Annotated in this window: 12 protein-coding genes; 9 read left to right on the forward strand and 3 right to left on the reverse strand. The window is 40.0% G+C overall.

Translation table 11 applies throughout. The features are described 5' to 3' along the window. The first annotated feature begins 3 nt into the window (after positions 1-3). The 7 genes from OCV73_RS02075 (at position 4) to OCV73_RS02105 (ending at position 10,697) form a co-directional block, all read left to right on the forward strand. Positions 4-1,617, forward strand: a complete 1,614-nt coding sequence (locus OCV73_RS02075; protein ID WP_167551188.1) for an OmpP1/FadL family transporter — start codon at positions 4-6, stop codon at positions 1,615-1,617. A 109-nt stretch (positions 1,618-1,726) separates the two neighbouring features. After that, positions 1,727-3,736 carry a tetratricopeptide repeat protein gene (locus OCV73_RS02080; protein WP_147548575.1) on the forward strand — a complete coding sequence of 670 codons (2,010 nt, stop codon included), beginning with the start codon at positions 1,727-1,729 and terminating at the stop codon, positions 3,734-3,736. Positions 3,737-3,747: 11 nt separating this feature from the next. Further along, positions 3,748-6,405 carry a DUF748 domain-containing protein gene (locus OCV73_RS02085; protein ID WP_147548577.1) on the forward strand — a complete coding sequence of 886 codons (2,658 nt, stop codon included), beginning with the start codon at positions 3,748-3,750 and terminating at the stop codon, positions 6,403-6,405. Between the two features lie 151 nt (positions 6,406-6,556). After that, entirely contained in the window at positions 6,557-7,231 is a 675-nt protein-coding gene (locus tag OCV73_RS02090; protein ID WP_147548579.1) for a hypothetical protein, read from the forward strand. A gap of 87 nt (positions 7,232-7,318) precedes the next feature. After that, on the forward strand, positions 7,319-8,188 hold the full coding sequence (locus OCV73_RS02095) for an abortive infection system antitoxin AbiGi family protein (protein ID WP_147548581.1): 870 nt from the start codon (positions 7,319-7,321) through the stop codon (positions 8,186-8,188). Positions 8,189-8,299: 111 nt separating this feature from the next. Further along, positions 8,300-10,237 carry a heavy metal translocating P-type ATPase gene (locus tag OCV73_RS02100; RefSeq protein WP_147548583.1) on the forward strand — a complete coding sequence of 646 codons (1,938 nt, stop codon included), beginning with the start codon at positions 8,300-8,302 and terminating at the stop codon, positions 10,235-10,237. Positions 10,238-10,265: 28 nt separating this feature from the next. Beyond that, complete coding sequence (locus tag OCV73_RS02105; protein WP_147548585.1) at positions 10,266-10,697, forward strand: Fur family transcriptional regulator; 432 nt, start codon at positions 10,266-10,268, stop codon at positions 10,695-10,697. On the opposite strand, the gene OCV73_RS02110 is transcribed toward OCV73_RS02105, so the two are convergent. Continuing rightward, positions 10,698-11,582: a cysteine-rich CWC family protein gene (locus OCV73_RS02110; RefSeq protein WP_147548587.1), complete on the reverse strand. Its 885-nt coding sequence runs from the start codon at positions 11,580-11,582 to the stop codon at positions 10,698-10,700. 130 nt (positions 11,583-11,712) lie between these two features. Between OCV73_RS02110 and OCV73_RS02115 the strand changes: the two genes are divergently transcribed. Next, positions 11,713-12,210 carry a hypothetical protein gene (locus OCV73_RS02115; RefSeq protein WP_147548589.1) on the forward strand — a complete coding sequence of 166 codons (498 nt, stop codon included), beginning with the start codon at positions 11,713-11,715 and terminating at the stop codon, positions 12,208-12,210. An 8-nt stretch (positions 12,211-12,218) separates the two neighbouring features. On the opposite strand, the gene OCV73_RS02120 is transcribed toward OCV73_RS02115, so the two are convergent. Both OCV73_RS02120 and OCV73_RS02125 read right to left on the reverse strand, forming a co-directional pair. Beyond that, entirely contained in the window at positions 12,219-12,719 is a 501-nt protein-coding gene (locus OCV73_RS02120) for a GNAT family N-acetyltransferase (RefSeq protein ID WP_147548591.1), read from the reverse strand. A gap of 43 nt (positions 12,720-12,762) precedes the next feature. Next, positions 12,763-13,044, reverse strand: a complete 282-nt coding sequence (locus OCV73_RS02125) for a putative quinol monooxygenase (RefSeq protein WP_147548593.1) — start codon at positions 13,042-13,044, stop codon at positions 12,763-12,765. Positions 13,045-13,209: 165 nt separating this feature from the next. Between OCV73_RS02125 and OCV73_RS02130 the strand changes: the two genes are divergently transcribed. Next, the gene (locus OCV73_RS02130) at positions 13,210-13,902 is read left to right on the forward strand and encodes a DUF4396 domain-containing protein (RefSeq protein WP_262512843.1); all 693 of its coding nucleotides are present in this window, start codon (positions 13,210-13,212) and stop codon (positions 13,900-13,902) included. The last annotated feature ends 18 nt before the right edge of the window (positions 13,903-13,920 follow it).

A 13,920-nucleotide genomic window follows, 5' to 3' on the forward strand; every position in this document is an offset into this window, starting at 1 on the left:
ACAATGAAAAAGATATATGTAGCTTTGTTAAGCGCTTTTTTCTGCCCCTCCTTGTTATTGGCACAGGGTGCAACAGACGCATTTAATATTTCTCAAACCGATTTGAAAGGTACTGCCCGTTTTATGAGTATGGGCGGAGCCTTTGGTGCTTTAGGCGGAGATATAACTACCTTGATCCAAAATCCCGCTGGTTTGGGTGTTTATAGAAATTCCGAACTGGCTGTTACACTGGACTTTTCCAATCAGTCGACAGGAAATAAAATAGATGGTTTCAATAGTACCGACAACCGTTTTAAATTCAGTTGCAATAATTTTGGCTATATCGCGGCGATCAATCTTAATTCCGACGTTTCTCCATATATCAATTTCGGTGTTTCTTATAATCGGACTAAATCATTTGAACGCACCTACCAGGGATATTATGGAAGTCTAAATACTTCGATGTCTAATTATATCGCCAATGTGACAAATGGTATTTCTGCAAATGACCTGGGCTATGACTTGGACAGCAATGGTAATCCCGTTTATAATGGAGGCTATGACCCCTATGGTAATGCTCCCTGGTTAAGCGTTTTAGGTTATAATTCATTTCTTATAAGTCCGACTGCGGAGGATAATACATTATATGACGGTATATTTTCCAGAGGCAGTTCTACTGGTTCCGGAACATACCGGGCGCGTGAAAGAGGTGACATTAGCGAATTTTCATTCAATTTCGGTGGAAATATTTATGATGTGTTGTACTATGGTATTGGAGTTGGAGTTACAAATTTCGACTATCGTTTAGAATCCAATTATAGCGAAAGAATAAATAACGGTGTTATTTTGGGAAGTGAAAAAGAAGTGGTTTCCGGGGAATATAATATTGCTAACCGGTTGGTTATGGATGGTAACGGAGTTAATTTCAAGATGGGAGTTATATTACGACCGATAGATAATATCAGGCTCGGTTTTGCATTTCATACTCCTACATATTATACCATGACGAACCGGATGGGTGTAAGCAGTGCCTATAATTTCGGAAAATCGTATCAGGGAGTTCAGCCTAATTCTGCCGTTCCTGTTTTGGAAGATGCGTATGATTATGATTTTCAGTCTCCCTGGCGTTTTATAGCCAGTGCCGCATATTTATTTGGCCGCAGGGGATTAGTCAGTTTTGATTATGAATACACCAACTATCCGGGCATGTCATTGGATTCGCATAATTATGATTATAGGAATGAGAATAACGATATAAAGATATATTATAAGAGCGGTAGTACGTTTCGTGTAGGTGGAGAATACAGATTGACCAATCAGTTAAGTTTACGTTTAGGATATTCATATCAAACTTCCCCCGTAAAGCAGCAGGTTCTGAATGGAAGAGAGATTGTATATACGAGTGGAACGAATACAGCCTATACGCTGGATCGTAGTATTCAATATTACACAGGCGGTTTGGGATATCGTTTTTCTAACTTATATCTTGATTTGGCCTATATATTCCGTTTACAAAAGCAAGATTTTCTCCCGTTTTCAGGAACCTATGATTATAGAAACCATTGGGATGCGCCCGAAGTTGGCAAGCTGACCAGTACTACAAACAGCTTTGTATTCACCTTAGGATTTAAATTCTGAAGATAAAAAATAATCTGGTAGGAGCGGTTAAAGAGGTTAGCCGCTCTTTTTTTGTAAAAAGTGAAAAGATTTTGATATATTTGAAAAAGAAACTTCGAAATAACTTATTATGGCCGAAAGTTGGGAAATAGATATTGATAATAAGGAATTTAAGGATGCGTTGAGCCTGATACAATTTACTTCGCAATCGGTTTTTTTGACGGGAAAGGCCGGGACGGGAAAGTCGACGTTTCTAAAATATATATGCGCTCATACGCGAAAGAAACATATTATATTGGCTCCTACGGGAGTGGCGGCGATAAATGCCGGCGGCAGTACGATTCATTCATTCTTTAAAATGCCCTTCAGGCCTATTTTACCGGACGATCCTGATCTGAGTCTGACGAACGGGCGAATATTCGAATTCCTTAAATACACTAAAAAACATCGTCAGTTGATTCGGGAAGTTGAGCTGGTCATTATAGACGAGATATCTATGGTCCGGGCCGATATGGTTGATTTTATAGATCGGGTATTACGTGTTTTCTCAGGTAACATGAGGCTGCCTTTCGGTGGAAAACAATTGCTTTTCGTCGGGGATATTTTTCAATTAGAGCCGGTTGTGACATCCGATACCAGGGATATTCTGAGCCGGTTTTACAAAAATGCGTTTTTCTTTTCGGCACGTGTCTTTTCTGAAATATCATTGGTTCCCATAGAACTGAGAAAAGTTTACCGCCAGAGCGATGAGCGTTTTGTTCATCTATTGGATAAGATAAGGAGCAATACGGTTTCCGATACGGAGCTGAAAGAGTTGAATAATCGTTATAAACCTATGTACGAGCCTGTTGTCGATGATTTTAGTATAACTCTTGCTACGCGTCGTGATCAGGTAGATTATATAAATGACAAACGCTTGTCTGAACTGGATGAGGACAAATATTTTTTCGAAGGAGAAATTAAGGGCGATTTTCCGGAAGGAAGTTTGCCTACACCTTTGGAGCTTGAACTGAAAAAAGGAGCCCAGGTCATTTTTATCAAAAATGATACCGAAAGGCGTTGGGTGAACGGTACGGTAGGTCTTATATCGGATATTGCCGATGACAGGATATTCGTCGTGCTTGAGACGGGAGAGGAATATGAGGTAGAACGGGACGTTTGGGAAAATATACGTTATACTTATAATGAAAAAGAAAAACGTATTGAAGAAAAAGTTCTGGGAACGTTTATTCAGTTTCCGTTGCGTCTGGCGTGGGCCATTACTGTACATAAAAGCCAGGGACTGACATTTAACCGGGTGATCGTCGATTTTACCGGTGGAGCTTTTGCAGGAGGCCAGACCTATGTGGCGTTAAGCCGTTGCGTATCACTGGAAGGGATTGTTCTGAAAAAGGAGATTACGCCGCGGGATATTTTTATAAACCCTGAGATTGTTAAGTTTAGCCAAAGTTTTAATGACCGTCAGTTAATAGAACGTTCTTTGAAACTGGCACAGGCCGACCGTCTTTACAAAGAGGCATCCTTCAGTTTTGACAAAGGTGATTTCGATGCGTTTTTACGTCAGTTTTTTGAAGCTATACATTCCCGCTATGATATAGAAAAGCCCAACATAAAACGTTTTATCCGGAAAAAGTTAAATATTATTACCCGGCTTAAAGAAGAGAACCGTATGTTACGCGAAAAATTATATTCCCGTCAGGAAATGTTGCAAAAGTATGCGTACGAGTATTATCTGTTAGGAAACGAATGCATTACGAAGGCTCACGATACCCGGGCGGCACTGGCCAATTTTGATAAAGCGTTATCGCTGGATCCTATGCTGGTCGATGCCTGGGTACGAAAAGGTGTTACTTTAGCAGATGTGGGCGAATATAACGAGGCAGCAGGGTGCTTTAATGAAGCAGTGAGACTGAGCCCTCGATATTTTAAAGCTCTTTATAACCGGGGAAAACTGAGATATAAACTGGAGGACTTTGACGGTGCTGTTTCGGACTTAAGCAAATCGGTGGATTTGAAACCGCAGAACGCTACAGCTCATGACCGTTTAGGAGACGCGTTTTCTAAATTGGGTAATGTGGATATGGCTACGCGCCATTGGGTGATAGCCGAGACGCTACGTGAGAATAAACAACGTAAATAAAATAGGGAACCATGAATGTGAAGTTAAAAAAAGGATTAAAAATTACAGGTATTATTTTGGCCGTAGTTATTGTACTTATGTTGCTCCTTCCTTTTGCATTTAAAGGGAAAATAGTGGATGTCGTAAAGAAAGAGGCCAATAAAATGCTTAATGCGAAATTAGATTTTGAGGAACTTGATTTGAGTTTTTTCAGACATTTTCCTAATGCTTCCGTTGAATTAAATGGCCTTTCCCTGTCAGGTATCGGCGATTTTGAAAATGATACGTTGATATCCGTAAAGTCTGTTGAAATGGCTGTTGATCTTCTGAGTTTATTCGGAGATCAAGGGTACAAGGTAAATTATATCGTATTGGATGAACCTTCGGTAAAAGCGGTAAAATTACAAGATGGCAGGGTAAACTGGGATATTATGAAGCCGGATACGGCTTCGGTTCAGGAAAAGCCGGATACGGTGTCGTCTTCTTCTTTTAAATTGAAGTTAAAACAATTTAAGATCAAAAATGCGACGATCGCCTATGTCGATGATTCGACAAAGATGCAGTTCTATACACGAGATTTAGATTTGAAGTTATCTGGGGATATGTCCTCCGATGTGACCGATATAGACAGCAAGTTGTCATGTAAAGATATTTACTTTTCTTTAATGAACGTACCTTATCTTAAAAATGCATCTGCCGAAATGAAGCTGACGGTAAATGCCGATTTCTCTGAGGATAAATATACTTTTAAAGAAAATTCCATCAAATTGAATGCGATAGAATTAAATCTTGACGGATGGCTGGCGTTGCTGGACGATGGAATGGATATGGACATAACCTTGAATACGCCTAAGATACAGTTCAAAGATATCTTATCATTGGTCCCGGCTATATACCAGAATGATTTCGATAAATTGAAAACATCGGGAAATATCGAATTAAATGCATTTGCAAAAGGGCGTATGGCGGCTGATGTATTACCTGAATTTGATATATCGTTGCAGGTAAAAGACGGAATGTTTAGCTATGAGGGGATGCCGAAAACCGTCGATCATATTGTTATCGGTTCCCGGATATATAATCCCGGAGGTATTGCCGACAGAACGACTATATCGGTAGATAATTTCAGTTTTAGTATGGCGGGTAACCCTTTTAAGCTGACTTTGTTTGCGAGCACTCCCGCAAGCGATCTGAATTTTAAAGCGACAGCGTCCGGAACTTTGAATCTTAATCTGGTAAAAGATATATTTCCTTTAGGTGATTCCATTCAGTTAAACGGGATTATACATTCCGATTTACGATTTGCCGGAAAAATGTCCGATATAGAAAACGAACGTTATCAAAATATACAAGGGGAAGGGAATTTTACGGTAACTGATATGGTATTGACTACTGTTCAGTTGCCCAAACTGGAGATACGAGAGGCTGTAGCAACGGTAACTCCCAGGGCCATGACATTATCGTCTTTCGATGTCATATTAGGTAAGAGCGATATACAGGCAAAGGGAACATTGTCTAATTATCTGGCTTATTTTCTCAAAGACGAGTTGCTTACAGGAACACTGACGGTTACATCTACTCTTTTGGATTTGAATGAGCTGATGCAGGATGGCACAGATGCCGCAGCTCCCGAAACCCGGCAAACGGACTCTTCGACGGTCATGAGTGCTTTTGAAGTTCCTAAGAACCTGAATTTAACTATGAATGCCGATCTGAAAAAAATCTTGTTTCAAAAAATGATACTGACCGATGTTACCGGGAGATTATTCGTGTCGGGGGGAACTGTGCGTATGGCTCCTATCGGCTTTAATGCTTTTGGAGGCAAGGTTCTGGCTAACGGTTCTTACAGTACTGCCGTGAATGCTTTGAGGCCTGTTGTCGATTTCGATCTCAAAGTAAGCCGGGCATCGTTCGAGCAGACTTTCGAACAATTGGATATGATCCAAAAGATCGTCCCGATATTCTCCAAAACAGGAGGAACTTATTCGGTTGATTTTAAAATGAACATGCCGTTGAATAGTGAAATGTCGCCCGAATTGAATGATCTTACGGCGAAAGGTACTTTACAATCGAATGATATTAAATTGCAGAATATCGAGATATTCGGTCAATTGGCTTCTTTACTTAAAAATGATAAATTTAAAAATATAGAAGCGAAAGATATAAAGATTTCATTTACTATTGAGGACGGAAAATTACAGACTTCTCCTTTCGACCTTAAGTTCGGAAATATAAATATCAATTTTTCGGGGATGACGGGGCTTGACCAGACAATAGATTATGTGGCGAAAATAACTTTACCATCGGGTACTGCCGGAGGAATGTTGAGTAGTTTTTCCGCTCATATCGGAGGAACGTTCGCTAAACCGGCTTTAAAGCTGAATGCTGCGGATGCGGTGAAAGATGCCGTCAAATCAACGGTCGCTTCCAAATTATTAGGTGCAGATAACCATGATATAGAAGCCCAGAAAGAAGCGATACGAAAGAAAGCGGAAGAAGCAGGTAATAAACTTGTAGAGACGGCAAGAACAGAAGGCGATAAATTGATAGAAAAGGCGAAAAATCCGTTGGCGAAGATCGCCGCCCAGACAGCTGCTAAAAAGTTGTTGGAAGAAGCCGAAAAACAGGCTGGAAAATTAAAGGAAGAAGCCGAAAAAGTAATTGAAAAAGAATACGGCCCGCAGTCATAAAATAAAGCGGGAATAAGTATAAATACGGCGTAACCTAAATAAGACCGACGGTTACGCCGTATTTTTAAATTAAAGTTAAGTTCCTGTGTTAAAGGTTAAACCAACTGTACCTCTTCGTTGTTTTATAGGGGAAACCGAAAAGATAGGACTTATGAAAAAACTGATTTATATTATCTGTATACTTTTAACAGGTATGTGGGTCTCTTGTAGTAGCGAAGAATCGTCTTCCCTGAATAGCAACGTGCCGTTTTATCAGAGTCTGGATGTAGAATATTATGTGAGTAAGAATAAGACCAAAGCATCTGCTAATTTTAATAAGTACAATGCGCTTGGCGATAATATACAATTGACAGGGATCTCTTCAATTAAATTCAATAATGACAAACCGAATTATGTGAATATTGCTCCTTTCTTTTATACCTATTCGTTCAACGGACTGGACGATATAACATTCCGTTTCACCCGTAACAGAAATGAAGTATATATTAATACAGTGTCCATAAAAGATATAGAACCTATAGATTTTCCTGCCGGATTTAATGATATAGATGTAAATAAAAAAGTGGATTTCAGATGGATCGGATCGCCTGTCGGAAAAAAAGAGGAGGTTCAGATCCGAATTGTGACGGCGGAGGGAGAATATAATTTTTATGACGACACTGTGGGAGACGATTTTATTCGTCTTGCTTTGCCTAAATCTGTAGATAAAGGAGATGTGACAGTTTCTCTTACCCGTATTAGAAAAATGGCATTGAAAGAAGCAGAGAGTGCCGGAGGAGAAATAAAAGTCTCATATATCCGTGATAAAGATATTCGTTTAAGATGAACAAGATAATATATTTTTCCCGGGATAGTTTGTGCATCGATTAATTTCTTATTTTTGTACGGTTAATCAAATATCAGCACATATGCTATGGAAAAAGGAAATGCTACCTCGCTTTTTCATTATACGAATACTTTTGAAAATCTTACCGGTATTCTTCGTAAAGGTTTTTTGCCTAATTATTGCCGGGAGGTGATGCCGGACGGAAACATATTAGGTATTCCCATGGTATCTTTTTGTGATATTCCCCTTACCAGAGCGGGCGAACATAGGAGCCGCTATGGTAAATTTGCCGTAGGTCTGGGTGAGAAATGGGGTACTATGCAGGATTTAAATCCTATTTTGTATATAAAATCCGCTCATTTAAAAAGTAGTATGCAAAGCCTGGTCCTGTCTATGGAAAATTCAAGGATGCTCAGACATGAAAAGATAGAAGAACTGCGTCATGATCCTAAGTACAAAGATATCTTTGTCGGGTTTTCAGATGCCTTGAATTCTTCGGAGCTGCTTAAACTAATTGACGAGAAGGACAGACATCTCTTTTCCTTCATAGGAGAATCTGTAGATGTGAGTACTCTGCATCAGATGCAGGGATACATGAAATTACATTCTTTTACCGATGATAAAGGCCGGGTAATTTATAATTACGATGACAGGGAATGGCGTTATGTCGTATCGGGAAGTAGTGAGAAGGAACGATGGCTCAGGGGTGAGAACGAATATAACAATTGGAGAGGAAAGACAGATAAGCCGAAACCCCGTTCGACGTTCGCTCCCTTGCGTTTTACAGCACACGATGTCCAATACATTTTGGTAGAAAAAGAGTCGGAGTCGTTGAAACTGATAGATGCGGTAAACCGCATGAAAACGATTGGCGGGAATGAAGTAGCGGATGATTCGGATCGTCAGTTATTACTTACTAAAGTATTGAGCGTAGAACGTCTTTCCAGGGATTTTTGATGAAGTTGGGCTTTCTTTTGTAGTAGTTGCGACCGGCTTGGAAACATTGCAACCAGGTTGCATTCCTTTATCCTTACTTTTGTTCCGGAATTAAAAGAAAGGAAAGAGGATATGAGCACTTGTAGTTGTCATACACATTATCATGCCGAAGAAAATATTATTTGCGGGATTAGAAATTATTTGCGGTCCGTATTATCCGGTATCATGCTTGTGTTGGGTATAATAGCCGGTAAATTGGAACCGGAGTGGCTCGATAATTCGTTATTATATTTTACGTGGTATCTTTTGGCCTATCTCCTTGTCGGAATGCCGGTTATGAAGGAAGCGGCCGAAAGTATTCGGAACCGGGATTATTTTAGTGAATTTACGTTGATGTGTATTGCTACGATAGGGGCTTTCTATATCGGTGAATATCCCGAAGGCGTAGCGGTAATGTTGTTTTATTCCATTGGAGAATTATTTCAGGAAAGAGCGGTAAACAAGGCTCGTCGAAATATAAAAGCATTACTGGATGTGCGTCCGGATACAGCTACGGTATTACGGGACGGTAAGAAAATAGAGGTATCCCCTTCTGATGTGAGAATAGGGGAGGTATTGGAAATAAAGGTGGGAGAGCGTGTACCTTTGGACGGGAAAATGCTGAACGGGGAAGCATCATTCGATACCTCGGCTCTTACAGGCGAAAGTATGCCTCGAGAAATACAGGCAGGAGAGGAGGTATTGGCCGGAATGATTGTTGCCGACAGAGTCGTGGAAATAGAGGTTGTACGTTCTTATGAACAAAGTGCGCTGGCCCGTATACTGGAATTGGTCCAGAATGCTTCGGAACGGAAAGCCCCGGCAGAACTGTTCATACGAAAATTTGCCCGTATTTATACTCCGATTGTGGTTGTTTTGGCTTTTCTCATTATTCTGTGTCCGCTTTTGTATTCACTTGTTCAGCCTTCTTTCGTGTTTGTTTTTGACGAATGGTTATATAAAGCTTTAGTCTTTCTGGTAATTTCTTGTCCTTGCGCTTTGGTCATAAGTATTCCGTTAGGATATTTCGGTGGAATAGGGGCGGCCTCCAAACAAGGGATATTGTTTAAAGGAGGAAATTACCTGGATGCTATAACAAAAGTCAATACGATAGCTTTTGATAAGACCGGAACTTTGACAAACGCCCGGTTCGATGTGAAGGAAGTACATGCTGCCGAACCGTATGATGAAGTAGAATTGGTTTCCATGATCGCAGCAGCCGAAAAGTCAAGTAATCATCCGATTGCTAAGGCTATTATGGACTATACGGTTTCCAGAGGAATCAAGGTGGGAGAAAGTACGGCTGTAAAAGAAATGGCCGGTTACGGGTTATCGGCAAACATCGCTTCACAGGAAATACTTGTCGGCGGACTGCGGTTATTACAGATGAACCGGATCTCATATCCCGCTTCCCTGGATTGTGTACCTGAAACGGTCGTGGCTTGTGCTGCAGGCGGAAAATATGCCGGTTATATTCTTTTGGCAGATGACATGAAAGACGATGCTGCCGATACGGTTAATGAATTAAAAAAATTAAAGATTGGTAATATTGAAATATTATCGGGGGATAAACAAGCTATTGTTTCTAAATTAGCTGAGAATTTAGGAATAGCACATGCTTATGGAGAATTGCTCCCGGAAGGAAAGGTGAAACATCTGGAATCATTGAAGGCGGATAAAACGAGTAATATAGCGTTCGTGGGGGATGGGATCAATGATGCGCCGGTATTGGCGGTCAGCCATGTAGGTATCGCTATGGGTGGCTTAGGCAGTGATGCTGCTATAGAGACGGCAGATGTAGTTATCCAGACCGATCAGCCCAGTAAGGTAGCTACCGCTATTCGGATAGGGCGGATGACCAGGAGCATTATCTGGCAAAATATAGCTTTGGCTTTTGCGGTCAAACTGACGGTTCTGATTCTGGGAGCCGTTGGTCTTGCTACTATGTGGGAAGCTGTATTTGCCGATGTGGGCGTTGCTCTGTTGGCGATTCTGAACGCTATACGCATACAGAGAAAAAAAATTAAATAAAGATAAGACAATATATAAATCGAGACCTATGAGCGATATATATTTAGACCGGTTGAACCGCAGGGAAATAAAGCCGACGGCCATGCGGCTGCTGATTCTTCGGACAATGATGCAATTCGAACGGGCATTTTGTCTGCTCGATCTTGAAACAGAGTTAGATACGGTAGATAAATCAACTCTTTCGAGAACGATAACTTTGTTTCTGAAACACCGGCTTATACATTGCATTGACGATGGTTCTGGCTCGCTTAAATATTCGGTATGCGGTAATGATTGTGATTGTTCTTTAAACGATTTACATGCTCATTTTTGCTGCCAAAAATGTCATAAAACATTTTGTTTCAGAAGTATTCATGTTCCTACGGTCGATTTGCCACAGGGTTTCACCGTAGAAAGTATCAATTATGTTCTTAAAGGATTGTGCAGCGAATGTTCCCGGAAAATAAACGCAACTGAATAATCATTCTTTTTCTGAAGATTCAAGATCGGTGAACCAATAAGTGAAAACTTTCTCACTGCCGTCTTCCATCTTAACAGGAAAGGAGTCCGATCGGGGTTCTCCGAGAGAATAATCGACCGGATACCTGAACATGCCGCCCGCATAGCAAAATGTATGATACTCTCCGTTCTCTCCGCATGGATCGGTATCTGCAGGCAGAAGGTTTATTAATTCCCGGTCTATATGTTTCCCTATGAAATTTTTGTCGAGCTTATCGGCTGTAGTGGTAACAATAATAGTACGGAGCCCGGATGCAAGAAATTCCTCCATGACATCCGAAGACGATTTGCCCCATAAAGGTTCTACTACCGAAATCCCGAAGGGGGCTAATTGTTTTTCCCTGTATTTTTTTACATCGTGGAGAAATATATCTCCGAAAATAAAATGTTTGATACCCAGTTTTTTAAAATGCAGTATTGCATTTTTCATTGCCTCTTCGTAACCGTTTATTTCACCGTCAGGTTCGAGAATGAGCGGATATAACGGAATACCTATGCTTTCGGCCTGCGAATATAAAAGGGAAAGGGGAATACCGTGCATGGACGAGCGTTCTGTTTGCTTATTGACGGTAGTCAGTAAAGCGATAACCTCATATTCGTAACCTTGTAATATTTTCCATAAAGCCAGGGCCGAATCTTTTCCGCCGCTCCAGTTGAATACGGCTTTTGGCGGCCGGATGGATTTTTTTATATCTTGCAGACAATCGGGACACAGGCAATCGTTATATAGGGAATCTATATAATTTTTCTGACAATAGTTTAAAGATACCGATGTACACTGGCACCGGGATATTTCATTATGACGGCACTCGAAATGCTTACCGCATCTGGGACAACTTTTTTTCATAAAGAGCTTATTTGCGTCAAAGATAAATGATATTCATAAATCAGAAGAATGATCTCTGTTTTTTTAGCGATAAGATAGAAGTAATAGCCGGAAAATTTTGTATTTTTACAGAAACGGTAATGAAACATATATGAATAAGATAAATGAAAGTGTACTCCGGCATATCGAAGAGGATAGCTGGTCGGAAAATGATATTTATAAAATGCTCGGGAAAGCCTGTGAAGATATTTCTTATGATCTGTTTTCCGAGAATGTTTCGGGCAGATTATTGTGCGAACCTGTTTTTGAAAGAAAAGCACCAAAACGTAAGCCTAAATATTATTATCAATTGCAGGGATTTACGTTTTGGAAAAAAATAGAACCGGAGATATATCATTTTATTTGTTACGATAAAAGACCGAGAGAATGGGTGAATGAATTGATATCGGGGGATATTCGAAATTTAGCGGTGGGAATTATATCGGCATTGACCGCAAAATATGATATAGCGATGGGGATAGCTGTGCCGATTGCTGCTTTGATTATAAAAAAGCAAATAATCCGTTTTTGTGAAATAGATATTCCTTATGAGAAAGGGCATGAATCGAATATAAAGGAACTCTTAGGAAAAAAAGATGAGGATGTATGAATGCTGTATTACGGTATCCTTTTTTGACGTCGGTTACCGCAGTATAATTCTTCTTCGAATGAACTTATATATTTGAAACCTCTGCGGCTGTAATAGTCATTTAGTTTTTTATTATCTTTCTGACAGTCTATACGTAATAGAAATATATTCTTTTTTCTGGCTTCGTTTTCACAGAAACAGAGAATATCGTCACCTACCCCCCGGTGATGGATGTCCGATACGAAATTGTGGATATATAAAGCTTTTTGTCCGTCATTCCACCGTTCATCATAATCAAATAAAGTAAATGCTCCGATAACCTGGCCGTCCGTTTTTACTGTATATAATTGTCCGTTCGAGATTACCCTGTGGAAGTATTCGTTTGTGAACCGCGATAGATAATCTGTCCGGTTCCACTGCTCGATATTGTTTTCATTCATCCACTCTATGCGTGCCCGTATAAGTGAAAGAATACTTTGCAGGTCGTGAATAACGGCCCGTTGTATGGTGCGCGAAGGTACTCTTTTCATTACATATATTTTCCGGCGAAGTAAAAGTCCGGAATTTTTCTTTTTAGAAAGATTCTATAATGATATCTTTAGCCTGTAATCCTTCTATATTTTTTGCGAATGAGTTGAAATGTTTCGATGCTGCATGAAAATCCATGGCAGCCTGGTCTTTATATTCTTCGTAGAAAATAAATTGTGCAGGATTCTCAGGATTCTGATAAAGGGTATAGCTTATATTTCCTTCCTCTTTCCGGGTATTGCCGACAAGAGTTTCTGCGATTGATAAAAATTCGTTCTCTTTGCCCTTTATCACTTCAATACGGGCTACAATAGTTTTCTTTTCCATTTTATTTATTCCGGTTTTCAGTAGATGGGAGCAAAGATATGAAAAATTATAACGGGATTGTATGTTAACGGTTATCTATGAAAAAGAAAATTTTTTCAGAACAAAAATGAAATAGCATCGTTCTACCCATATCGGATCGGTAACTTACATGTAATAAATTAAGATATGGAAATATTGACAATGCTTGCTATTATATCGTTACTATTGTCTTTAATGTCGGCGATAAAGATATGGTTGGATTTAAAAGAGCATACACAGCCTATGAAAATAATGAATGTCGTGTGGCCTTTGACCGCATTATGGAGCGGTTTAGCAGGCTTATGGGCTTATAATTCATTTGGCAGGACATCCTGTGTTTCAATGAAAATGGATAATGGCGATATGAATATGCCGGAGATGAAAGATGAAAGACCTTTTTGGCAGAAAGTTACTTTGTCGACTTTTCATTGCGGAGCGGGCTGTACGCTGGCGGATATCATAGGAGAATCTGTAGGTTTTAAATTCTTGTCTTTACTGGGGTTGGATGGGATTGTTTGGATGTGGAGTCTGGATTATCTCCTGGCTCTTATTATAGGTGCTTATTTTCAATACGCGGCTATTCGGCCCATGTTGTCCCGTTTATCGGCAGGGAAAGTATTCATAAAGGCACTCCGTATCGATTTTCTTTCACTAACGAGCTGGCAGATCGGTATGTATGTCTTTTCATATATAATTCTTTTTGTTCTGATGCCTCAGCCGTTAGCTCATAATACATGGACTTTCTGGTTCATTATGCAATTAGCTATGTGTGTCGGTTTCTTTTTCTCTTATCCCGTGAACTGGTTTTTGATCAGAAAAAATGTGAAACCGTCCATGTGATTATTGAGCCGGGAGCGG

Source organism: Barnesiella propionica, assembly GCF_025567045.1.
Lineage (GTDB): Bacteria > Bacteroidota > Bacteroidia > Bacteroidales > Barnesiellaceae > Barnesiella_B > Barnesiella_B propionica.